The sequence below is a fragment of the Synechococcus sp. KORDI-100 genome (genome assembly GCF_000737535.1).
Lineage (GTDB): Bacteria > Cyanobacteriota > Cyanobacteriia > PCC-6307 > Cyanobiaceae > Parasynechococcus.
The window spans coordinates 1,036,694-1,060,341 of sequence record NZ_CP006269.1 but is presented as its reverse complement, the minus strand read 5'-3'; the positions used below and the strand labels follow the sequence as shown (position 1 = coordinate 1,060,341).

21 protein-coding genes are annotated in these 23,648 nt (G+C 57.7%); 10 read left to right on the top strand and 11 right to left on the bottom strand.

Annotated elements, in window-relative coordinates; genetic code table 11:
* The first annotated feature begins 5 nt into the window (after window positions 1-5).
* Window positions 6-2,951: a DNA polymerase I gene (polA, locus tag KR100_RS05300; RefSeq protein ID WP_038543800.1), complete on the top strand. Its 2,946-nt coding sequence runs from the start codon at window positions 6-8 to the stop codon at window positions 2,949-2,951.
* Window positions 2,952-3,070: 119 nt separating this feature from the next.
* On the opposite strand, the gene KR100_RS05295 is transcribed toward polA, so the two are convergent.
* Entirely contained in the window at window positions 3,071-4,573 is a 1,503-nt protein-coding gene (locus KR100_RS05295; RefSeq protein WP_156097920.1) for a hypothetical protein, read from the bottom strand.
* A 349-nt stretch (window positions 4,574-4,922) separates the two neighbouring features.
* Between KR100_RS05295 and cysS the strand changes: the two genes are divergently transcribed.
* Entirely contained in the window at window positions 4,923-6,410 is a 1,488-nt protein-coding gene (cysS, locus tag KR100_RS05290) for a cysteine--tRNA ligase (RefSeq protein WP_038543796.1), read from the top strand.
* On the opposite strand, the gene KR100_RS05285 is transcribed toward cysS, so the two are convergent.
* The 4 genes from KR100_RS05285 to yidD are packed head-to-tail and all read right to left on the bottom strand — an operon-like array spanning window position 6,411 to window position 9,683.
* Entirely contained in the window at window positions 6,411-7,517 is a 1,107-nt protein-coding gene (locus KR100_RS05285) for a mechanosensitive ion channel family protein (protein WP_051847330.1), read from the bottom strand.
* Between the two features lie 47 nt (window positions 7,518-7,564).
* Entirely contained in the window at window positions 7,565-9,070 is a 1,506-nt protein-coding gene (locus KR100_RS05280; RefSeq protein ID WP_038543794.1) for a UDP-N-acetylmuramoyl-L-alanyl-D-glutamate--2,6-diaminopimelate ligase, read from the bottom strand.
* 34 nt (window positions 9,071-9,104) lie between these two features.
* A complete protein-coding gene (locus KR100_RS05275) occupies window positions 9,105-9,401 on the bottom strand; it encodes a glutaredoxin family protein (RefSeq protein WP_038543792.1) in 297 nt (98 codons plus the stop codon).
* A 3-nt stretch (window positions 9,402-9,404) separates the two neighbouring features.
* The gene (yidD, locus tag KR100_RS05270) at window positions 9,405-9,683 is read right to left on the bottom strand and encodes a membrane protein insertion efficiency factor YidD (protein WP_038548013.1); all 279 of its coding nucleotides are present in this window, start codon (window positions 9,681-9,683) and stop codon (window positions 9,405-9,407) included.
* A gap of 76 nt (window positions 9,684-9,759) precedes the next feature.
* On the opposite strand from yidD, the gene rpsD reads away from it, so the two are divergent.
* A complete protein-coding gene (rpsD, locus tag KR100_RS05265) occupies window positions 9,760-10,368 on the top strand; it encodes a 30S ribosomal protein S4 (protein ID WP_038543789.1) in 609 nt (202 codons plus the stop codon).
* A gap of 109 nt (window positions 10,369-10,477) precedes the next feature.
* Here the strand turns inward: rpsD and KR100_RS05260 are convergent, their stop codons facing one another.
* The 4 genes from KR100_RS05260 to KR100_RS05250 all read right to left on the bottom strand — a co-directional run bounded on the left by KR100_RS05260 (window position 10,478) and on the right by KR100_RS05250 (window position 15,295).
* Window positions 10,478-12,736, bottom strand: a complete 2,259-nt coding sequence (locus KR100_RS05260; RefSeq protein WP_051847329.1) for an ERV1/ALR-related protein — start codon at window positions 12,734-12,736, stop codon at window positions 10,478-10,480.
* A 115-nt stretch (window positions 12,737-12,851) separates the two neighbouring features.
* Entirely contained in the window at window positions 12,852-14,048 is a 1,197-nt protein-coding gene (locus KR100_RS05255; protein WP_239420417.1) for a mechanosensitive ion channel family protein, read from the bottom strand.
* A gap of 50 nt (window positions 14,049-14,098) precedes the next feature.
* Window positions 14,099-14,677, bottom strand: coding sequence for a hypothetical protein (locus tag KR100_RS16725; RefSeq protein ID WP_239420416.1), 579 nt, complete (start codon window positions 14,675-14,677; stop codon window positions 14,099-14,101).
* A gap of 30 nt (window positions 14,678-14,707) precedes the next feature.
* Window positions 14,708-15,295, bottom strand: coding sequence for a nucleoside triphosphate pyrophosphatase (locus tag KR100_RS05250; RefSeq protein ID WP_038548008.1), 588 nt, complete (start codon window positions 15,293-15,295; stop codon window positions 14,708-14,710).
* Window positions 15,296-15,416: 121 nt separating this feature from the next.
* On the opposite strand from KR100_RS05250, the gene KR100_RS05245 reads away from it, so the two are divergent.
* The 5 genes from KR100_RS05245 to KR100_RS05225 all read left to right on the top strand — a co-directional run bounded on the left by KR100_RS05245 (window position 15,417) and on the right by KR100_RS05225 (window position 20,698).
* Window positions 15,417-15,737, top strand: coding sequence for an Npun_F0494 family protein (locus KR100_RS05245; protein ID WP_038543787.1), 321 nt, complete (start codon window positions 15,417-15,419; stop codon window positions 15,735-15,737).
* A gap of 149 nt (window positions 15,738-15,886) precedes the next feature.
* Window positions 15,887-17,461 carry a hypothetical protein gene (locus KR100_RS05240; RefSeq protein ID WP_156097919.1) on the top strand — a complete coding sequence of 525 codons (1,575 nt, stop codon included), beginning with the start codon at window positions 15,887-15,889 and terminating at the stop codon, window positions 17,459-17,461.
* 240 nt (window positions 17,462-17,701) lie between these two features.
* Window positions 17,702-19,180, top strand: a complete 1,479-nt coding sequence (locus KR100_RS05235; protein ID WP_038543783.1) for a cobyric acid synthase — start codon at window positions 17,702-17,704, stop codon at window positions 19,178-19,180.
* Window positions 19,177-19,416: a 2Fe-2S iron-sulfur cluster-binding protein gene (locus KR100_RS05230; RefSeq protein WP_038543782.1), complete on the top strand. Its 240-nt coding sequence runs from the start codon at window positions 19,177-19,179 to the stop codon at window positions 19,414-19,416. The genes KR100_RS05235 and KR100_RS05230 overlap by 4 nt, the downstream gene beginning before the upstream one ends.
* A gap of 4 nt (window positions 19,417-19,420) precedes the next feature.
* Window positions 19,421-20,698 carry a chloride channel protein gene (locus KR100_RS05225; RefSeq protein WP_239420415.1) on the top strand — a complete coding sequence of 426 codons (1,278 nt, stop codon included), beginning with the start codon at window positions 19,421-19,423 and terminating at the stop codon, window positions 20,696-20,698.
* Here KR100_RS05225 and cbbX read toward each other — a convergent pair.
* The gene (gene cbbX / locus KR100_RS05220) at window positions 20,610-21,518 is read right to left on the bottom strand and encodes a CbbX protein (protein WP_038543780.1); all 909 of its coding nucleotides are present in this window, start codon (window positions 21,516-21,518) and stop codon (window positions 20,610-20,612) included. The two genes, KR100_RS05225 and cbbX, sit on opposite strands and share 89 nt — an antisense overlap.
* A complete protein-coding gene (locus KR100_RS05215; RefSeq protein ID WP_038543778.1) occupies window positions 21,502-21,753 on the bottom strand; it encodes a 4a-hydroxytetrahydrobiopterin dehydratase in 252 nt (83 codons plus the stop codon). The genes cbbX and KR100_RS05215 overlap by 17 nt, the downstream gene beginning before the upstream one ends.
* A gap of 542 nt (window positions 21,754-22,295) precedes the next feature.
* Between KR100_RS05215 and KR100_RS05210 the strand changes: the two genes are divergently transcribed.
* A complete protein-coding gene (locus KR100_RS05210) occupies window positions 22,296-23,186 on the top strand; it encodes a cadherin repeat domain-containing protein (protein WP_162176486.1) in 891 nt (296 codons plus the stop codon).
* A 90-nt stretch (window positions 23,187-23,276) separates the two neighbouring features.
* Window positions 23,277-23,642: a hypothetical protein gene (locus tag KR100_RS05205; RefSeq protein WP_038543773.1), complete on the top strand. Its 366-nt coding sequence runs from the start codon at window positions 23,277-23,279 to the stop codon at window positions 23,640-23,642.
* Window positions 23,643-23,648: the final 6 nt, after the last annotated feature.

Genomic DNA, 23,648 nt, shown 5'->3' with positions numbered 1-23,648 from the left:
GAAACATGCCCGAGGCGTCCCCCAAGCCCCTGCTGCTGCTCGTTGATGGCCATTCACTGGCCTTCCGCAGTTTCTATGCCTTCAGCAAGGGTGGAGAAGGGGGGCTCGCCACCAAGGACGGACGACCCACCAGCGTCACCTACGGCTTTCTCAAGTCATTGCTGGATACGGGCAAGAGTCTCAACCCCCAGGGGGTGTGCATCGCCTTCGACACCGCGGAACCCACCTTCCGCCATGAGGCCGATGCGAACTACAAGGCCCACCGGGATGTGGCCCCGGAGGTGTTCTTCCAGGACCTCGACCAACTGCAGCTGATTCTGCGGGAGCAACTGCAGTTACCCCTCTGCATGGCCCCGGGTTACGAGGCTGACGACGTGCTGGGGACGCTTGCACAGCGCGGTGCGACGGAAGGCTGGAGCGTGCGGATCCTCTCCGGGGATCGCGACCTGTTCCAGCTGGTGGACGACAAGCGCGACATCGCCGTCCTCTACATGGGTGGTGGTCCCTATGCCAAAAACAGTGGCCCGACCCTGATCGACGAGAAGGGGGTACTGGGCAAGCTTGGGGTGATGCCTGAGAAGGTTGTTGACCTCAAGGCCCTCACCGGAGACAGCTCCGACAACATCCCCGGTGTGCGGGGGGTGGGTCCCAAAACGGCGATCAATCTGCTCAAGGAAAACGGCGATCTCGATGCCGTTTACGTGGCGCTCTCCGAGGTGGAGGCAGAGGGTCCCAAAGCCAGCCGCGGCGCGATCAAAGGCGCCCTGAAGGGCAAGCTGCGCAACGATCACGACAACGCCTATCTCTCCCGAAAGCTGGCGGAAATTCTGGTGGACATTCCCCTGCCGGACGATCCACACCTGGGCCTGGCTGCGGTGGACGCCAATGCCCTCAGCACGAGCCTGAAGGATCTGGAACTCAACAGCCTGCTGCGGCAGGTGGAGGGATTCGTTGCCGCGTTCTCTGTGGGTGGATACTCCGCCAACCACAAGCCAGCGGCAACCCAGGACACAACCGCCGGTCCTGCTGTGACCGCCGAAGAGCCTGCTGAAACCAGTTCAACGCCGGCACTGCAGCCGCAGCTGATCACAACAGCGGCAGCCCTTGCCGAACTGGTGAAGCGGCTGATGGCCTGCACCGAAGCCAGCGCGCCAGTGGCCCTCGACACGGAAACCACAGACCTCAATCCCTTCAAGGCAGAGCTTGTGGGAATCGGCCTGTGCTGGGGAGATGCCCTCGACGCAATGGCATACATCCCCATTGGTCATCAGCCTTCAGGCGATCTCACAACAGAGCAGCCCCAGCAGTTGCCGCTCGAGAGCGTGCTCACCGCCATCGCTCCCTGGCTGGCCAGCCCGGACCATCCCAAAGCGCTCCAGAACGCCAAATACGACCGCCTGATCCTGCTGCGCCATGGCCTGGCTCTTGAAGGCGTGGTGATGGACACGCTGCTGGCGGACTACCTGCGCGATGCCGCGGCGAAGCATGGTCTGGAGGTGATGGCGGAGCGGGAGTTCGGTTTTTCACCGACCGCTTACGGCGATCTCGTCGGCAAGAAGCAGACCTTCGCCGATGTAGCCATCGGTCCAGCCAGCCTGTATTGCGGGATGGACGTGCATGTGACCCGTCGACTCGCCCTGCTGCTGCGTCAGCAACTGGAAGCGATGGGTGCGCCGCTGATCCAGTTGCTTGAGCAGGTGGAGCAGCCCCTCGAGCCGGTGTTGGCCCTGATGGAATCCACCGGCATCCGGATTGATGTGCCCTACCTGAAGGACCTTTCCGAGGAAATGGGCAGCACCCTGCAGCGGCTGGAGAGCGAAGCCAAGGAAGCCGCAGGGGTGGACTTCAACCTGGCCTCCCCGAAGCAGCTCGGCGAATTGCTGTTCGACACCCTGGGGCTGGACCGGAAAAAATCGCGACGCACCAAAACGGGCTACAGCACGGACGCCACGGTGCTCGAGAAGCTCGGCAACGATCACCCTGTCGTGCCGCTGGTTCTTGAGCACCGGGTGCTCAGCAAACTCAAGAGCACATACGTCGATGCCCTGCCGCAGCTGGTGGAGGCGGAAACCGGACGGGTGCACACCGATTTCAACCAGGCGGTGACGGCGACCGGGCGGCTCAGCAGCAGCAACCCGAACCTTCAAAACATTCCTGTCCGCACCGAGTACAGCCGCCGGATCCGCAAGGCGTTCCTGCCCCAGGAGGGCTGGACCCTGCTCAGCGCGGACTACTCCCAGATCGAGCTGCGCATCCTCACCCACCTCTCCGGCGAAGAGGTTCTGCAGGAGGCCTATCGCAGTGGCGACGACGTGCACGCCCTGACGGCGCGCCTGTTGCTGGACAAGGACGAGGTGAGCGCTGATGAACGACGCCTTGGCAAGACCATCAACTTCGGTGTGATCTACGGCATGGGAGCCCAGCGCTTCGCGCGGGAGACCGGCGTCAGCCAGATGGACGCCAAGGAGTTCCTGGCCAAATACAAACAGCGCTACCCGAAGGTGTTCGCCTTCCTTGAACTGCAGGAACGACTGGCGTTGAGCCGCGGCTACGTGGAAACCATCCTCGGCCGCCGGCGCCCGTTCCATTTCGACCGCAACGGCCTGGGGCGTCTGCTGGGCAAGGACCCGCTGGAGATCGAGCTGGATGTGGCCCGCCGCGGCGGCATGGAGGCCCAACAGCTTCGGGCCGCTGCCAACGCTCCCATTCAGGGATCGAGCGCTGACATCATCAAAGTGGCGATGGTGCAGCTGCAGGCAGCCCTGCAGAGCCAAGGACTTCCGGCCCAACTGCTGCTCCAGGTGCACGATGAACTGGTGCTGGAAGTGGCACCGGATGCCTTCGAGACCACCCGAGAGCTTGTGGTGCAAACGATGGAGAGCGCCATCCAGCTCAGTGTTCCTCTGGTGGCAGAAACGGGAGCCGGAGCGAACTGGATGGAAGCGAAATAGGGCTTTTCCACATCAAAAAAGGAGCCCTGCAGGACTCCCTTCTGTTGATTCAAGAGGGGTAGTTAACTGTATAACCAAACCACCATCATCTTCCCTTGGAGAAGATGATGTCTCCAGTATCACAAATTCTCCAAGCCATTAAGCTGGGAGGCAGAAAGATCATCTTCAAGAAGATTGAAAATCCCTCTCGGCATTGCGTCTAGACATTCTGGTTTAATCGACTGAATTTGATCACGATCAAAATTACTAGCCACAACTTTATTCATCTTTTCAGCCTGCTCAGGGGTCATTCCCTTGATCGCCTTGGGCCGGAAAGACTCGATTAAACTCCCATCCATCTTTTTAAAGAGAGCTGGCTTGAAAGAAGACAACTGGTCTGGACTGATCGTTCCAATCAATTCATCAGGGAGCGCATTGATCTTCCCAGGCGAGAACCCAGAAAAAGCATCAGGATTGATTTCTGAAAACAAGTCAGAATCCATTCCAGCCAACAGCTTTGTTTTGATTTTCTTGATCTGACTGGACTGGAAACCAGCAAAGGCATCCGGGGAAAGACTGTCGAACTGGCCAGCGGTCATCGACTTCATCACCTTGGCAGACAGTTCAGAGAACTGACCTGCATCGAATGCACCCAATGCCTCTGAGGACAACGCCGAAAATGCTTTCGCTTTCAAACCAGAAATCGCATCAGCTGGCAATTCAGCAAACATGTCTGCCGTCATCTCCTGGACAAGATCCATGGGAAGGCTCTTGAGCTGATTGGCCTGAAAACCGCCAAAAGCGTCTGGCGAAAGAGCCATAAATTGATCAACATCCATCGATTTCATCACGCCATTCGCAAGCTCTGAGAATTGTTCTGCACTGATTGATTTGATCAGCTTTGAAGACAATTCCCCGAACTGCCCGGGATCAAACTCAGCAAATACGTCTGTGGGCAGAGAAGCGAAGGCCTTGGCTTTAAAACCTGCAATGGCATCTTCAGGCAACTCTGCAAACATCTCAGGAGTGAATTCCCCGGCCAACTTCGCAGGCAGGCTGCTGAGCTGATCGGCCTGAAAGCCAGCGAAAGCACTGGGATCCAATGCAGTGAATTGATTCGGGTCAAAACCCTTGATCAAATCCGGTGACAGCTCTGCAAACTGATCAGGGCTGAAATCACCGATCATGTCAGGCGTGAAATCAGCAAATTGCTCCGGATTCAGTTCACCGATCTGACTGGGCAAATAACTTGAAAGATCAGGCGGCATACCTGACGGATCAGGCTGACCTGACGGATCAGGAATGGAACCACCACTGCCACTGATTAAATCAGAAAGGCCCGGAATATCAGTATTAATATTAGGAATTGGACCGGCATCTAGGCCAGCTGGGATACCTTCTGGAATGGACGTATCTGGAATGCCGGACGTAGACGTATCTGGAATGCCGGACGTAGACGTATCTGGAATGCCGGACGTAGACGTATCTGGAATGCCGGACGTAGACGTATCTGGAATGCCGGACGTATCGGGAATGCTGGACGTATCGGGAACTGAGTCTGGGATCCCTGCTGGTGGGCCATAAAACTGGACCGACGACCCACTCACAAGGCCTTCCAACAAAGCTTTGGCGGTAAAGATCATGATGTAAAGACTCTTTCAATTCAAGATAGCAGCTGCATTCATCAATGCATTAAAGAAACGTCCTGCCCAGAAAAACAATCAGCAAGTGGGCCGCTGCTTGACTAGCAACGACCCTCAAGAGGGGCCAGAAGATTCATAAAACGCAAAGCCAAAATATGTGCTGATTTGCCCCCCTGTCCGATGGCACCCAAACAATCCGCAACAACCAACGAAAACCCTTCAAACATTCATCACTTCGCAGACAACCGCGACAACGCTGCCTGATCAGGCTTGGGCTCGCTTGCAGGGACAAGGCCGCTGATCCTGATCTCATGCACGCCGTAACCTCAGCCTGTTCTGCCGATCTGCCGTGCCCCTGCGCTTCACCAACAGCCTGACGAGCCGTACGGAAGCGTTCGAGCCCCTCGAAGCCGGCAAAGCAACGATTTACTGCTGCGGTGTCACGGTCTATGACCTCTGCCACCTTGGCCATGCCCGCAGCTACATCAACTGGGATGTGCTGCGCCGTTATCTGATCTGGAGCGGCTACGACGTCACCTACGTCCAGAACTACACCGACATCGACGACAAGATTCTCAACCGGGCCAATGAAGAAGGCAGCTCGATGCAAGCGGTGAGCGAACGCAACATCGAAGCCTTTGAAATCGATATGGGCCGCCTGAACATCCTGCCGGCCGATCGCATGCCGCGGGCCACGTGCTGCATCGATGGCATCCAGCAACTCATTCGCGAACTCGAAGCCAAAGGCGCGGCCTACAGCGCTGATGGCGATGTTTACTTCGCCGTTGCCAAGGCCAACAACTACGGCAAGCTCAGCGGCCGCGATCCCAATGAGCAGCAACAGGGAGCGAGCGGTCGCACCGCTGATGGGGAGGAGAGCCGTAAACGCCACCCCTTCGACTTCGCGCTTTGGAAAGGAGCTAAAGCAGGTGAACCCAGCTGGGAGTCTCCGTGGGGACCAGGTCGTCCGGGCTGGCACATCGAATGCTCCGCCATGGTGCGTCAGGAACTCGGCCTCACGATCGACATCCATCTCGGCGGTGGCGATTTGGTGTTCCCGCACCATGAAAACGAAATCGCCCAATCCGAAACCGCCAACGGCACGACCCTGGCGAAGTTGTGGATGCACAACGGCATGGTCAACGTCGGCGGCACCAAAATGTCGAAATCGCTGGGCAACTTCACCACGATCCGGGCACTGCTCGACAGCGGTGTCTCGCCAATGACGCTGCGCCTGTTTGTGCTGCAGGCCCATTACCGCAAGCCACTCGACTTCACCGCTGAAGCCCTCGACGCCGCGGCGGCGGGATGGAAGGGATTGAATGCAGCCCTCGGCCTTGGCGACCGTCATGGCATTCCACTGGGCTGGGGAGAAGCCCCTGCTCTCGCAGAAGGGGCGATCCAGGGCCAGGTCAGTCCTGATGGAGATGGACTTCTGGCGATGCACGGGCGCTTCATCGCCGCCATGGATGACGACCTCAACACCTCAGGAGCGCTGGCTGTTCTCTTTGATCTGGCCAAACCACTGCGCGCCTTGGCCAACCGCCTGGATCGCGGCGACAACAGTGATCTTCCGGCTGAAGAACTACAGGACCTGCGTCCTCGCTGGCATCTGTTACGCGAACTGGCCGCCGCTCTGGGCCTGCGATGGGAGCAGGAACCGATCCGGTCTGACGCCGATGACGATGCCGAGATTGAGACTGCCGTTGAAGCGCGGCGGGCAGCCAAGGCCTCGAAAAACTATTCCGAAGCGGACCGCATTCGCAACGAACTGATTGCCCGGGGCATTGAACTGATTGATCGTCCCGGTGGCGTCACCGACTGGATTCGACGTTGATCAGGAACCCGGACCTTTGTTGAAGAAGAGAGGATGCTGTGGGTTGAAATCCGACGACGGATACACCGTGGTGGAGGGGAAAGCAAAATCGGCTCCAGCCATGCGCACGATCTCGGCAATGCGTAAAAACACATCCTGCTGAACATCAAGCCACTCGGCCCAGACAGTCGTTTTTGTGAAGGCATAAATCAACACGTTGATGGATGAATCTCCCCATTGGTTGAAATTCACAAGGATTGTCTGCTCCTGATCAATGGCCGGATGCTGCTGCAGCATGGTTTTCACCTCCCGAACAACATCTGCGATCTGGCCGATGTCTTCATAGCGCAGACCGATCTCTTCTTTGATTCGGCGGTTGTACATTCGACCAGGATTCTCGATGGGCGTGGTCGCAAATAATGAATTCGGAATAAACAATGGCCTGCGATCAAAGGTTCGAATCTGTGTGTGATACCAGCCAATGCGTTCAACCGTTCCTTCGAATGTTGAGACATTGATCCAATCGCCCTCCGCAAATGGACGATTGAAAAACAACATCAGGCCCGACAGGAAATTCTGAGAAATCTGCTGCGTCCCAAAACCGATGCCAATTCCAGCACCTCCCAGAACGGCACCAACGGCCGTTGGGGAAATACCGAAGGCGATCATAATAGCACCAAATGTTATAAAGAAAACCAAAATCGTATACACGCGATCCAGTAAAGAAATCATCATGTCTCGCTCTCGCTGCTCCTCGATTTCACGGTTCAGCCAACGATTGAAAACCTTGGAATGCAGAAATTTAAGACCAGCAACATTCACAGCTCGACCAAACACAAGCAGGACGATCGAGGTCGTCAATTGAGCAACATTTCGATCACTCAAGATCTCTACATTCTTTGCCAGCAAGCCAAACAGCCATCCTGTGTAAAGAGCGACACCGAAACCAAACACAAGAGGACGGCGTACCGAACGGGTGACGACGGCCCAGGAGGGTTTCTGCACCGCCTCCAACACCCTCAGCAACACCCAGAAGAGCAACAGCACCAAGGTGCCAATCAGCAATCCCTCAGGTGTCTGAAAAAACTGAGCATCCTTGAACAGATCAGAGCGGTTGATGGCAAACATCCGCAATTAGGGTCCGAGCATGACGTCTGCTTAGGACAGATGACGACTCAGGACAAACGTCGGCGCAGAGCCAGTTCTGATTGCTCCCGATCGTCGAAATGCACCTTCTCCGTCCCGAGAATCTGATAGTCCTCATGCCCTTTACCGGCGACCAGCACGAGATCCCGGGGAGAAGCCTCTGCAATGGCAGCCGCAATGGCCAGAGCCCGATTGCCCTCAACGATGTGGTCGGTGCCCTCAGGCAGCCCGGCCTGAACGTCAGCAAGAATCCGCTGGGGGTCCTCCGTTCTCGGGTTGTCGGAGGTGATCACCACCCGATCGGCGAGGCGTGCAGCGATCGCAGCCATTTGAGGACGCTTGCCACGGTCGCGATCCCCACCACAGCCGAAGACACACACCAAACGACCGTCTGTGAAGGGTCTGGACGCCGTCAGAGCACTATCAAGTCCGTCGGGAGTGTGGGCGTAATCCACCAGCACCGTTGGCAATGAGGCAGCATCCACCCCCGGCACCAGCACACGCTCCATGCGCCCTGGAACGCCGCCGAAGCTGCTGATCGCCTCCAGCAGCGCGTCCAGGGGCAGATTTTGCTGAAGCAAAGCACCCACCGCCTGAAGCAGATTCATCAGGTTGAATCGGCCCAGCAGAGGTGAGCGGAACCGCCCCTCACCGCCAGGACTGATGAGGCGTCCTTCAACGCCGCGGCCGGTCATCTCCAGATCCACCATGGCCAGCTCAGCGGACGAATCGATGAGCGAACTGCGCCAGCAACGACCAGCCAATCGTTCCGCCAGCCGAACGCCCCAGGGGTCATCAACATTCACAACGGCTCTCGGGACATCGGTGTCGAGCAGCGGAGGAGCAAACAGGCTTGCCTTCGCTTCGAAATAGGCATCCATCGACGTGTGGTAGTCGAGATGGTCCTGGGTGAGGTTCGTGAACACGGCGCCGGCGAAACGACATCCGGCCACACGCTGTTGAGCCAGAGCGTGGGAGCTCACCTCCATGGCGGCCAGCCTGCAACCCGCGGCCACAGCTTTCGCCAGCTGCGACTGCAGACGGTCTGCAAATGCCGTGGTGTGCTGGGCCGTGACGCTGTGCCCCGGCCAACGATTCACCAACGTGCCGAACAAACCCGTGGGTTGTCCCACCACCCCGGCGAGGTGTTCGATCAGGTGCGTTGTGGTGGTCTTGCCGTTGGTCCCGGTCACGCCGATCAGGGCCATCTGACGGCTCGGCTGGTTCCAGAAGGCTGCTGAAACCTCTCCAATCAACGGCGCCACAGGCTCGGGAACCACCAGAACCGGATCGCCATCGCCGGGCGGGGCGGCTTCTGCGGCTGCGGGGCTGATCAGAGCAGCAGCCGCTCCTGCATCGAGGGCCTGGCTCCAGAAGCGACCACCATCGACCCGTTCGCCTGGCAGGCCGAGGAAAAGACTTCCCGTCCGGACGCTCCTGGAATCGCTGGTGATGTCCGTCAGCGTTGGATTGATCAACCCTCTGGGAATGGTCAGACCGACCTCCTGCAGCACGGTGTGCAGCGCCTGGCTCATCCCGCGTTCCTCGCGTCAGGTATGTCGGCTTGTTTTAAGTCGCTCCTGAGCCCTTGGACAGCGCACGATGCAACCAGTTGAACAGGCCCTCCCCGCCCAGGCGAGGTGAAACCCGTGGCAGGTCCCGCCCGTCAAAGCTGAGCACCGGCACCTCGAGGTCGTAACGCGCTTTCAGGGCAGTGGACGTCTCCTCGGCATCGATATCAATCACCGTGAGTTCAAGGCCCAGAGCCCTGAGATTCAACTGTCTCAGGCGGCCTTCCAGCCCTTCACAGAGACAACACCCCCTGCGGCTGTAAAGCGTCAGCTCAACACCTGGCTGATCAGCCATGGCTCAATCAGGCACTGGATCGCACCCACACGGTGTGAGAGGAGTGCAACGCAGCAATCGCCTGAACGTGAGCCAGCTGCCGCGCCAGGGACCATGCCTTTGGATCGCCTCGAGGCCATAGGCACTGCAGGTTGGGATAAAACGACAGCGCGGACCGATCAAAGGCGAGATGAAGCGGCGGTAGAAACCGATCAAAGCCAGCAACACCTGAGCCAAAGCAGCATTCAGGACTCTGGCCGTTCTGGCGAGAAGGCTTGCAGATACAGTGGTTGATTCGTGCATGGAGAGATGCGCGGAACCTTCTCTGGTTCCAGCATGCCTGCCATCTGGCACGAATGGTCCCAACAACTTCCTTTTTATGTCTCGATACCGCGGCCCTCGCCTGAGGATCACGCGGCGCTTGGGAGATCTACCTGGTCTCACCCGGAAGGCCGCAAAGCGGTCCTATCCCCCCGGTCAGCACGGCCAAGCCCGTCGCAAGCGCTCGGAATACGCGATCCGACTCGAAGAAAAACAGAAACTGCGCTTCAACTACGGAATTTCTGAGCGTCAGCTTGTTCGCTACGTGAAGAAAGCCCGTGCACAGGATGGTTCGACTGGAACGAACCTGCTCAAACTTCTTGAAAACAGACTCGACAATGTCTGTTTCCGGATGGGCTTCGGCCCCACGGTCCCGGGTGCCCGTCAACTGGTGAACCACGGTCACGTGACCGTGAATGGCCGGGTCACCGACATTGCCAGCTACCAGTGCAAGGTGGGTGATGTGATCGCCATCCGGGAACGCAAAGCCAGCAAGAGGCTGGCCGAAGGCAACCTGGAATTTCCAGGTCTGGCCAACATCCCGCCCCATCTGGATCTGGACAAGACCAAATTGTCCGCCAAGGTCACCGGCCGTTGCGAACGCGAATGGGTCGCCCTTGAAATCAACGAACTGCTGGTGGTGGAGTACTACTCCAGAAAAGTCTGATCCGACCGTTCAGTTCAACCCCCGATGCGCAGCACTGGACTCAGGGCTGCGCTTTTGATTGGATCCAACCAAGCAGTGGACTGTCGGGCGCCACATGGCCGGGCGCCGCTCAGTTCTCGGTGTACAGACCACTGCGTGCCAGCAACTCCTCCGCCGGACTGAAATGGGGCGGCTCGAGCTCGAGTGATGGGTTGTAGCGGTAGTTGTCGTGCAGGAAACGCGATTCCAGAACCGCCTCTTCAACCCCGCCAATGGCGCTGACCGCGCGGCTGCGAATGGTCTGCTGCTGTTGCAGATCATCGGCATGGAGCGATTCCTGGAGCTCATCCCGCAGAACCGACAGATGGGCAGCGCTCTTCACAACCCCGTAGATCCGCTGCACCCGATCGCGTGCGATCAGGTCCACACCGAGGGTGTGGGCTCGCTCCAGCTCCGAATCCAGGCTGGGCCAGTAACGCGAGGTGTAATAGGCACCGGAATCCTTGTGATACCAGGCCTCACTCCTGGCAATCGACGACGACACCGTGTTGTGCAGCTTCCAGAGGAACAGACGAAGGGAGTCGCCATCATTGACCCGCTCAAGCTTGTCCTGAAGGGACACTTCAAGGGTGCTGCTGGCCTTGTCTGATCCCAGAAAGAGATATTCGATCGGGTACATCGACACCTCACGGTTGCGAACCACGTAGCGATTGAGGTGGAAGCGGCAGTAAGGGCACGGATACATCGTGGCCAAGGCCGCAAAGAAGGTCTTGAAAGCCTCCACTGAGCGCGGCTGTTGCGGCGCTGGCTGATCTGCAATCAGCTCCGCGCTGGTGTGCATGAAACGCCAGGTTGCCGGACCGACGTAGTAAGGGAAACTGACCCGCATCTGGCTGGCTTCCACATCGTGGCGGCCGACATGGAGATCGAGGAAGGCGACGTACTGGCAAAGAAAGCCGTCCTCGCGGCCGAACTCTTCCCGCTCACGGCGCTTCTGCACCCCGTTGAGGTAGTGACGGGTCAGCTCCCAGGCACGCCGCAGCTCCTTCTTGACCGTGAGTGGACGGGATTGGAAGGCTTCTTCCGTGGCATGCCCGTACATCCGGAATTCACCTTTGGCATGCCGTTCTGAGAACCAGGCATTCAGATCCGCGTCGTCGGCGTCATCCCAAGCGCGGATATCAGCCTGCGTCAGCACTGAACTTGCCCGCAACAGCAGGGGCATGAACTCGTCATACCAATAGGCGGTTGGCATGATCGACCCCGCATAGCGCTGGTCGTCAGGGTCAACGATCACCCGTTGCCAGGTGTCGTGATACGGCCGCTGGGCTTCGGGCTTGTCCGGATCCAGCTCAGCGGTCACCTCATGATGGTCATCGAGCTGGCGCAAACGATTCAGCTCATGGCGCTGCAGATCCTCATGGGTGACCGTTTGCGGATCATGTCCGTGCAGGGCTGCGGTCAACAGCACTTCCAGCACCACCGCAACGATCTGGTGGTGATGATCCAACTCCTGCAGCTCCTGCTCGAGGCGTCCCTCCGCGTCCAGCATCGCGTCGGTCTTGGGAATCGAATCCCAGTCGGCCATCCGCTCGCGTAGGGCTGCCTCAGCGCCGTTGACTGAGGCCTTCAGGCTCTCAAAGGGTTCCTCGGCTCCTGGCTCGACAATGCCCAGGGAGAGGTAGAGGTCCACCGCCGCGTTCACGAAACGCACGAAATCAGGGATGGTGTAAGGCAGGTCGTAGGCGCGCAGATGCGTTTCGGAATTGGCGGAATAGCTCTCACGAAAGCTGCGGTAAGCGGCTCCCTGAATGAGACGAAACCAGCCAATCTGCATCTGCAGAGGTGACGTTCCCTGATGGGAGGCCGAATCCTGCTTCGGCTGATCGGCAGTGCGATTCAGATCTCGGCTCACAGCACTGCTGATGGTCTCGGCCGAGCGGTGCCCACCTCTGTAGGCGCGGGGATGGGCCGTGAAATGCTCGGGCAGGAACGCCAACAACCGCTCGAGATCGATGGACTCGGAGCCATCGCGAGCCATTTCAATGGTGATGGCTTCGGCGGTGTCCTCTGACACCTCAAACAACCGAATCAGGCGCTTCAGCGCCGCAAGATCCACCTGTCCATCGTTGTCCTGATCGAGCAGCTGGAAGGCTTCCTTCGCCTTCACCCGCGCATCACCAACCTGAAGTGCGAGCAGCTGACGCCAGCCAGCCAGGACCACGTCGTCGGCGTTGAGTCGGTGCGTTCTGAGGGACGTCTCGAAATCCTCCAGCGCCACATCAGCACCGGCGGCCCTGGCACGATCAGCCAGAAGTTGCGTGGTGATCGACACATCCGAGGGGAGGTCAAACACCCGTTCAAAGGAGGCCGTTGAAAGGAGGGGCACTGTCGCTGCTTTTCTATGCCCTGACCGTAGAAACAACTCGGCCGTCTGCCCGTCTGAGCCCGTTGAACCACGTTCCGAAACCAGGCATGGCCATTGCTCACCTCATCCGAGCGGTTCAACCCTGTTCGGCACCGAACATGTCTGCAGCTGCCATCGCCTGAACCTCAAGACCATCCGATTGTCGAACGCCCGCTTGATGCAGCGCCGCCAGGGCACGCCGCTGAAACTCCCGTTCAGTGGCCCACTGTTCGCCGGTTTGGGTGAACAGCAGCACCTGCATGTGGACACCCAGAGCTGTGGAACGTTTAACGCCACGCAGCATCGGTTTTCGGATCAAACGATCCCTCCAAAGGGGATCAACCGAAAACCCTGCAATCACCTCGGAGAGAACCTCAAAAACCAACTCGAGATTGCGTTGCTGATGTGAAATCAGAAAGGTCACCAGGCTGCCGGAGCGCAGCTTCGTGTGGTTGCGCAACTGCAGGATCTGGGAATTGTCGATGATGTTCATCCGTTGATCCAGACATCGGATCTGGGTACTGAAAAGACCGACGTCCACCACTTCACCGGCGATCCCATTCACTTCAATCCAGTCGCCGATGACATATCGATCTTCAAGCAGCATCACCAGCCCCGCGAAAAAATCACGCAGAAAAGCCTGGAAGACCAGGGCCAATGCGCCGAGCAAAGCACCACCGGCCAGGATCAGTGAGGTGGACGCCGATCGAACACCTGGGATATCCAGCAGCACCCAGATGCCAACAAGGGCCAGACCACCCACGTCAATCAGGCGATGGGTCACCCGTTCCAGGCTCCGATACCGCTGCTGACGCCGCTCCAATTCCTGTTCGGACACGCCGAGATCAACAGCCCACTGGCTGAGCAGAAACGTGGTGAGACTGCGCAGCAGAAACGTCAGCAGCGTTACCAGAAGGAATTTCACAATGGCGAAAAGGGGCTGCAGCAGCAGCTCGATTCCGAGCGACACCAACCCCGGCAGGACCATCACGCCGATGCCGAACATCAGCACAACGATCGAGAAAATCAGCAGGAGGGCCATGATCGTGGCCGTTTGTTCGGCATAGAGCCGAATCTCAACCCGTCGGCCCCGGCGAGCACGCTTCTGGCGCTGCTCCCGCTCCAGCCGGGTGGTGCGCTGACGCAGACGGTTCCAGAGCAGCACTGATCCAGCCAGCAGCCCGGACAGCAGCAACTCAATGACCAGAATCAGACGGGCCCGTCTCGCCATTTGCGGCGGCGAGTACACCTGACGCGCATGGTTCACCCGTTTCTCCAACCTCTCGCGCCACATCTGAGCCAGAGCCAGTGTTTTGGCTCCGTTGATCTCGGCATCAGCTCGCGTTACCGTAAGCGTAAAGGGTTTTCCCGTCCCGGCAGGCGCGCCGCGATTTCGTAGGAACCATTCCCCTCTCGTCGCACCAGGAGTCTGATCGGATTGCCACTGCGGCTGAGTCCATAGCGTTGCCCGGACGAGCAGACCGCAGCATCGAGATCCAGCAACTGATCTGAAAACCATTCGCTGACGCGTTCACTGAAGCTGCAGATCTGATTTGGGTCGTACAGGGCTCGCAGGTTTCCTTCAATCACCTGGGCCCGGACAGACGCCCCAATCACCTCGGACGACGACTCATCAATCGGGCTGGCAACCGTGATCGCCGGCACTCCAAGAACCTTGACCTTGGCCAGCTTGCAACTCCCCTCAAGGGTGAAGTCGCTGCCCTGATCAAGGAGCCCCTGGGGCGAGGCGGGCGTGAGTTGTCGAGAACCTGGGACGAAATCAAGCCAGCCGACGGCGCCAACAGGGAGCGAGCCTCCGCTTAATCCTGCAATCAGCAGAGCGATCAAGAGCGAGGGAACCAGCAGGGCGCGCAACCGTCGCGTCAGGGCTGACAACGCTCCAATCACCTGCAGAGACCTCACTTTGCTTGCATCCGCGGCAAACGTCAGCACTCAAAGCCAGGACAATTGCCGGCGCAGCCAGGGAAGACTCAAGCCGATGACATTGGAATAACAACCCTCCAAGGACTCGATGCAGAGGCCGCCCCGCCCCTCCAGTGCAAAGCCCCCCGCACAATTCAGAGGTTCCCCTGTGGCGACATAGGCCTGGATTTCAGCATCGCTCAGTGCCGCAAAGCGGATCGTGGTGCTCACGCAGGCGAGTCGAATCTCCGGAACGGCGTCCTGAGCGGCAGGCCCACGCACCAGCGCATGCCCACTGAGGAGAACACCCGTGCCTGAGGCCATGCGGCGCCAGCGCGTGATCGCCTCCTCCGCATCAAGGGGCTTGCCGAAGACCTCACCTTCAAACACAAACAGGGAATCGCACCCCAGAACCGCCCTGATATCAACGTCGTGCTCCAGGTCCAACACGGCCTTCACGGCATCAGCCTTGGCATGGGCCAGGCGCTGCACCAGTTGCTCAGGATCGGAATCCCGAATCAACGTCTCATCGACTCCGCTCACCTGCACACGGTGCGGAATCGCCGCCTGCTCCAGCAAGCGGCGGCGGGCAGGTGACGCCGAAGCGAGCAACAACACGACAGCCAACCATCAGGGACTGGTCCGTAGGCTGCCACTGCCGACAAGGGCTGCCATCACCGATCCCCTGTTCACCAGCGACCTGCTCAGTCAACGCAGCCTGGATCGGGCCATTCGCTCGATGCGCTGCTTGCCGTTTTCAGACTCCCTCTATCGGGATCTGCAACAACAGGGACTGGATGCCGCCAACCTCTGGCACAACCAAGACCGGTATCGGCGCAACCAGCGCTGGCCCCGCAATCCGGAAGCCCTGGAGAACGATCTCCGCTGGTTGATCACGGTGGGGGTGCTGCGACGGGAAGTGGATGGGCAGGGACTAACCAGCCGCTTCCGACTGACGCCTCTGGGGCGCGCCCTGCTCGATGGGGATCCTGACCTTCTGAACAAGTCGGTGGGATTCCACCAAACCGTTCTGCATCAATTGAGGCGGCTGATCAGTTAATCCGGCGAGTGATCATGATCACAGCTTGATTTGTCGCAGGTCATGGGAGTTTCAGTCGCACTGAATAAACCTATGGATGTCGAAAGAAAATCTTCTTTCACCCACAACATCCTACGCAATTCAAGACAATGTCTAAATTCATGTCGATCATGGGTGAGCTGAAAGCAGTTCAATCCGCCACCGACCTGCGCATCAATGCCTTCAACAAAAAAGGCAAGAAACTTGATTCTTTCACCTTCATCGAGGGCGATGATTTCGAGCTTGACTTCAAAACGAACAAAGCTCTCAAGAGAGCAAAAAGAGGCAAAGTAAGGCTTCAGGTTGAGGATCTCAACGGCGACGAAAGCAACTTCACACTCGAGAGCGGCGAACAGGCCGACTTCGAGCCAGACTCCTTCATCAAAACGTTCAAAATCAAGCGGAAAAAGCCATTCCTGAACAAGGACCTGCGCTTGCCCTACACAGTGATAGAAAACCAGGGTTCAGAGGAACAAGGCAACAATCCAGAGCCGAAGCCAAATCCTGACCCCAAACCAACACCTGACGATGACAATTCTGACGCAGGTGATGATCCATCACCGTCTGATAACGAGCCTCAAGGCCCGAACAACCTCAGGCTGACAGACCGAACCAACATCTTCACCAGTACACTTGCCCAGGAGATCTTGGCCAACAACACTCGCGACACCATTGGTAACCCACTGAGCGAGAGACAGGACATCCTCAAGGCTGATGCAGGAAGTCTGGGCCAGAACGACGCGATTCGTGATGATCATTCTGGAGACAGCGATGAACTGCACCTGAGCACCAACTCGTCCCAATCAACCAGCCTGCAAGAAGCCTTGTCGTCCATGCAAGCGCTTGAGGGAATCGAGTCGATGACCGTGAAAATGAACAATGACGACGGGGGCAACTTCGTCAACGACGAAGTTTGGTTCGACCGCGTTAAAGGAATGGAATCCCTTGTTGTGGAGGGGACTTCAAAGGTCGACATTGTTCTTCGAGATCACTTGGACGCAGGAATTCGGATGTTTGACTTCCGAAATCTGACATTTGAAGACAACTCACAACAAGGTGTTGTTTTCAACAACGATGCCGGGGCTCAGAACAACAAGGTGAGCAACGCGGAGCATGCCAACACCACAGACACGATCGTCTTCTACGGGTCCAAGGGCTACGACAGCGTTGAAGCAACAGGCGGCACAATGGTTGCCAAGCTTGGCAGCGGCGACGATGAGATCGTTGGCGGCTTCAACACCAAACTGGATGTCACCGGTGGACGAGGATACGATTACATTGGTCTGGTCCAAAATAACGAGCAGGACATTGTTCGTTTCAGGAATATTACGAATGGATCTGATTACGAGGAGATCACACAATTTGAAACAGCGCTCTTCAGACAGCCAGGCCAGTATGACATCCTCAGTTTCGAGGATGACACCTACACCAACTATGAAGAAGGGCGGAATGTCAAATTCGTGACAGCTGAATCGGCCTCGCTTCAAACAGGAGCACAGCTGAAGAATTCCATCCTGGTGGATGAAATCAATAACATCGAAACCATTAACACCAAGACCAACAAAGGCACCTTGGCAATTGATGCTGACGATGGCTACATCCTTTACAGCCCGGATGGAAACTTCCAGGATTCCTATGAGGAGATTGGACAAGTCAACAATGGGGACATCCTGGGATTGACAGCAGCCAACATTCAGATTCACTGACTGCCAGTTCAATGGGCGAACCAACCCATTGGCGAGAATCTGCATCAACCCTCCTGGCCTTGCGGCAAGGAGGGTTTTTTCACGCCGCGGCCTGATCAGGAATCAGGATCTGAACCTCTTAGCGATCTGAACCTGTCAACAATTTTGCGGTATGTCTTGATCTACATTTTTTGAAAAGTTTGCCCTGATGATTGCTTTGTGGACATCGCCGCACCGCCGATGAGGCGGTTGCCATCTCTCATGGTGCTGGGCACCTCCAGTGGTGCTGGGAAATCACTGATGAATGCGGCCTTGTGCCGTGCCCTGCAGCGAAGGGGAGAACAGCCCTTGCCCTTCAAGGGGCAGAACATGAGCAACAACGCCTGGGTCGATCTCGACGGCCGGGAAATGGCCTACTCCCAGGCCATGCAGGCCTGGGCCGCCAAGCTTGATCCCTGTTGTGCGATGAATCCGGTGCTGCTCAAACCACGGGGTGACAGCACCAGTGAGGTGATTCATCTCGGTGAAAGCGTCGGCACAGCACGCGCCGAGCATTACTACCGCGATTGGTTCCGGCCCGGCTGGCGGGCGATCCGCCGCGGCCTCGAAAACCTGACCCTCCAGCGGCCAGAGGGTCGCTTGGTACTCGAAGGCGCCGGCAGCCCCGTGGAGGTGAACCTGCAGCGGCGTGATCTCACCAATCTGCGTCTGGCCCAGTTTCTGCGTGCCCGCTGCCTGCTTGTCGCGGACATCGAACGTGGAGGGGTGTTCGCCCAGGTGGTTGGAACCCTGGCCTTGCTCAGGCCGATTGAACGTCCGTTGATCCGCGGGATTTTGATCAATCGCTTCCGCGGTCGCCGCGAGTTGTTCGATGAGGGCCGCGCCTGGCTGGAGCGTGAAACAGGGATTCCGGTGGTCGGGGTGATGCCCTGGCTCAACGAACTGTTCCCTCCGGAGGACTCTCTCGATCTGCTGGAACGCCGCCCCTCCAGAGGTCCGGTGGATCTGGAGATCGCGGTCCTGCGGCTTCCGTCCCTCAGCAATTTCTCAGACCTTGACCCGCTGGAAGCTGAAGCCAGCGTTCGGCTGCGCTGGGTCTCCCCCGGCGAGCGTCTGGGACACCCCGATGCCGTCATCCTGCCCGGCAGCAAACAGACCCTGAACGACCTTGCTCTGCTGAGAGAGGGAGGTCTGGCCGAGCAACTCAGGCTGTATGCCCACTCAGGCGGAAATCTTCTCGGTCTGTGTGGAGGGCTGCAGATGCTGGGCCAAGAGCTGCATGATCCTGAACAGCTTGAGGGTGGACCCAGCAGCTGCGAGGGACTCGGACTGCTGCCGATCCAGACCCGTTTCAGCCGGGAGAAAACCCTGCGACAACGGGATCTGATCAGTCGATGGCCCGCTGCCACCGAGGTGCGGGGCTTTGAACTGCACCACGGCCGCACCATGGCTGAGGCCGATCTAATGCCACGGGGTCTGATGCCACTGATGGAGGAGCCCAACCTGGGTTGGTGGACGAAAGGAGTCGATGGAGGCGTCATCGCCGGGAGTTATCTCCATGGCCTGCTCGACAACGGTCCCTGGCGCCGACACTGGCTCAATCACCTCCGCAGCGGGAAGGGAATGTCCGCTCTGTCCATCGATCGCCCTCATCACGCCTCGCACCGTGATCAGTTGCTGGATCGGCTCGCCGATGCCTTCGAGCAGCATGTGGATGTCTCACCGTTGCTGGGGACATGACACAGATCTCCGTTCGCTGGCCTGATGGCCACACCAGTTCCGAGACCGTCGGAAGCGACTGGTTGGCTTGTGCCGCACGCGCTGGATTTCGGATTCCAACCGGCTGCCTGGGAGGCAGCTGCGGAGCCTGTGAGATCGAGGTTAACGGCCGAGTGGTCCGGGCCTGCATCAGCACGGTTCCTGCTTCAAAATCAGGCCAGCTCATCGTGGATCAAGCCTGCGATCCGCACTGGTGACATCGTGACAACGCGACCGCACATCCAGGTCTCTCCTGAGATACGTCTAGGCCTGATGGCGCTGGTAACCGGTGCCTTGAGCGGTGCCTTCTCCGCAGTGATGCTCGGTCTGATCGGCGGCATCGGAAAACAATTCTGGGGGGAGACGACCGAAGAAGGGCTGATCAAATCCATTCCTTTGCTGTGGTCCCTCACGGTCTGTGGCGGCGTCGGCGTCATCCTGGCGCTGGTGGAGCGTGGAGACGATCGCAACCTTCTCCCGGAACTACCTGAAACACTTGAGGATCTGCGGGATCCAGACCATGCACCGCAACGCCATGAATTTCGCTCGATCCTGGCGGCCGCCCTGGCGCAGATCGGTGGTGCTCCTGTTGGACCGGAGGCTCTGCTCACCCGGTTGGTGACCGTTGCAAGCCGGGCCATCTGGCGCGGTCGCGACAACACGCTGTCCCATGCCGCCATTGCCGGAAGCATGGGACTGTTCGAAGCGCCTCTGCTGGGAGGCGTTGTGGTCAACCAGCATCGCGTCAACCTTCAAAGCCGCTGGATTCCAGGCACCATCGGCGGTCTTGCCGGCTTCGCCGTCTTCGGTGGAATTCTGGAGTTGAGCGGCGGAAGCATGGCCCGGGTCCCTTACATCTGGCCCACTACATTTCGCGAAGATCTGGGCAGCGTCAGCGTGGGCCTGCTGGCTGGCCTGGTTGGCAGCGCGCTTGGTTTTGGATTGCGTCAGTGGCGTTCTGCACTGCAACGTCGCCAACTTCTGAAGCACTGGCGTTGGTGGCCGGTTCTCACCGGCCTGCTCCTGGGCGTGCTGCTGCACTGGGTCCCGATGGTGGGCTTCGCAGGAGAGCACCAGGTGATCCCACTCCTGGATGGGGCCAACAAGGACAGCGTTCCTCTTCTTCTGAGCGTTGGGGCGCTGAAACTCCTGATGCTGGGCCTGTGCCTTGAGACGGGATGGCGCGGAGGGATCTTCTTCCCGGGTTTCATTCTGTCCTGTGCCTTCGGCGGCGGCCTGCATGAGCTGTTGCCGCAACTGGGGAGCCTCAGCAGTTGGTGCGCCGGAATCACCAGCGGCTTTTTCGTGCTGATGCTTGGCCGCCCCCTGGTGGTGTTAGTGCTGTCCATTTGCCTGATGCAGGGCCATGGCACCGCCAGTGGCCTGATCGGGGTCGGTGTTGCTGTACTGATCAGCCGACGTCTTGATGGCGGGAATGATGTCCCTCCACCTCGCCCTGAAACACACGGCTCGCCCGAATGTCCTGAGCCTCAAGCGTGATCAGATCCTCACGGTTCAAGCGGTCACCCATGCGATCAAACAAACGATTCGCCTGACGCAGTCGGGCACGATCCAGTGCATTACGGATCGAGCGGGCATTGGCGAAGAAGGGGAGCTGGCGGCGTCGGGAGATGTATTCGCTGAAGGCCTGAACGGCCTCGCCACTGAATCGATAGTGCTGTTCCTCAAGCAGTAACGCTGCGATCTGCATAAGTTCCTCATTGCTGTAATCGGGAAACTCGAGATGGTGGGCGACGCGCGACGACAGACCTGGATTGGAGCGGTAGAACGCTTCCATGCGGTCTCCATAGCCAGCGAAGATCACCACAAAATCCTTGCGCTGGCGTTCCATCTCCTGCAACAGGATCTCAATCGCCTCGGCCCCGTAATCGCGTTCGTTGCCCGGTTTGTAGAGGTAATAGGCCTCGTCAATGAACAGCACGCCGCCCTGCGCCCGCTTGATCATCTCCTTGGTTTTCGGAGCGGTATGGCCGACGTACTGGCCAACGAGATCGTCGCGGGTCACCGTGACCACATGACCTTTGCGGAGGTAGCCCAGACGGTGGAGGATCTGCGACATCCTCTCCGCCACGGTTGTTTTGCCGGTGCCAGGCCGACCGGTGAACGACATATGCAGGCTGGGAGCCGTACTGGGCAACTGCAACTGCTGGCGGGCCTGATCCACCAGAAGAAGAGCTGCGATCTCACGGATGCGCGTTTTGACTGGCATCAGACCAATCAGCTCGCGATCCAGCTGTTCGAGCACGTCGGCCACACCCGAGTCGGCATAAGCCGAAGCGAGATCAACCGAGGAGTCCATCAATCTCATCAGCGAAGCGCCGATCGGCCGCACTGAGTGCGGGGGCATCGCCGTCCTGCTCCGGCCGCAGCGTGATGTTTACATAAGTGCGTCCGAAACTGATGTCGGGAAATCGCTGGGTCGCTTCACTGTGCTCCCCGAGTCGATCGAGGAAATCCCTGGTTGAGCTGTAACTGTCGAACTCAAACCGTTTCTCCAGACAGACCGGTCGCTTGCGTTCCTGCCACTGATCCATAACCGGCTGAGCACTTCAAGGAAGGTAAGTGAGCAGGTAAGCAACGAGCCAGGCAGGTGGGCTGGGAGGACCGGCTCGCGTGCATGACATCGTCACTGAAACACATACCTGACGACCTATCTCTTGACCGTGGCAGGGGACTCAGAAAGCAACTGACAACGTCATGAGCCCTGGCTAGACATTTCTCAAGTGAGACCGCTGAACACACAATGAAGTTCACTGCAAAACTGAAAGGCTTTGAGAGCTACACCGACCTCGAAGCGAAGCGCACCAACTGAAAAGGCAAAAAAATAATCGGTTCAGTTTCAGAAGAGGAAGAATGCAACGGCAATTTTGTCTTTGAATTTGACAAGGAAGATCTTCCAGGCAAGAAGAAAAAAAGCCGGCTCAAGTTAATCATCGAAAGCCTTAACACGGCCAAAGAGACCAATCTCATCTCTGAAGATATTGATTTCACATTTGCCCCAACCAAGCAATCTGAAAAGTTCAAGATCTCTAGGAGCAAGAGAAAATCATACAAGTCCATCGCAGTGACAGGGAATGTGATTACTGAGCCAATCGATCCCGACACCACTCCGCCTGCTTTCACATCTCCTAGCAAGGTTGATTCCGTCAAGGAAGGCTCACCTCAAGGAACGGTGATCTATACCGCTACCTCAACAGACGATTCTCCGCCAGTCACCTACTCCCTGTCGGGCAGTGACGCCAATGCCTTTTCGATTGACTCCGAAACTGGGGTTGTCACAACAAAATCCGACCTGAATCACTCAGCAAAAAGCGGCTACAACTTCGATGTTGTGGCGACAGACAGAGTTGGCAATTCCAAGTCTCTGAGTCTCGAGCTGGCGATCCTCCCTGGAGGCGTTTCTGCACAAAAAGTCAACGGAATAGACCTGCTCCCTGGAAATCCACTGAAAGATTTTAACGACACAATCGGTTGCTCTATTGGAAGCTTAACCAGCCAAAGCATCATTCAAGACGGAAGCACAAAGGACAACGACGTTGTCATCATCAACAGTGACATCAGAGCGAGCTTACGACATAATATGCAGCTCACATTATTCACCAATATTGAGGAGTTCAGGATCAACGCCAATTCAGACGAAAGTACAGAAATCTCCCTGCGATCCATTGTCAATGCAGACTCTTTGAAATTCGTAGAAGGAAGTACATTTTTAGCCGCTGCAAAATTCACCAATTGGCATGAATCTGGCATCACTGATTTCGACTTTTCAGGAATAACCAGCAAATTCGGGATCGATCTTCTGAATGCCGATTCTGGTGCACCTGATAGCAAATCAACCCTACGCCTTGTTGGATCTGACGGAGGAGACACCATTGAAGGCCTCGCTGGGGATGTTCAGATTTTCGGCAACCTCGGAGTTGACATCCTCACGGGTTCAACTGGAGGAAAATCAACCATCACAGGCTGAGCAGGTCTGGACATCATCAGTTTCCCTAAAACCAATGTTCAGAACACAATCAATCTCACGCGTCAGACCACATCAGACAGCCTGGACACTGTGACCGGATTCATCGGCGCGAATAACGTCACAAAGGCCAACGGCACATTCGATGTGATTCAGGTGAACGATGGCAGCTTCCCGAATTATGAAGCAGGGGCTCTTATCAAACAGAAAACTGTGACCGAAGCAGGAGCCATGACAAGCCTGGAAAATACGGTCATCGTGGACACTGAGGCCAACATCAAGGCTCAGATCTTCCCCAACGAAACCGAAGGTCTCCTTGCTTTTGCCACAGACACCAGAACTCTGCAATTCGCACCGACAGGAAACTTCCCTGCCAACACTCAAGATCTTCTTCAAATCGATACGAACGTCTTCTCAGCCAGCGATCGAATTCAAGTGATCAGCGATAATGCCGCTTGAGTCTGA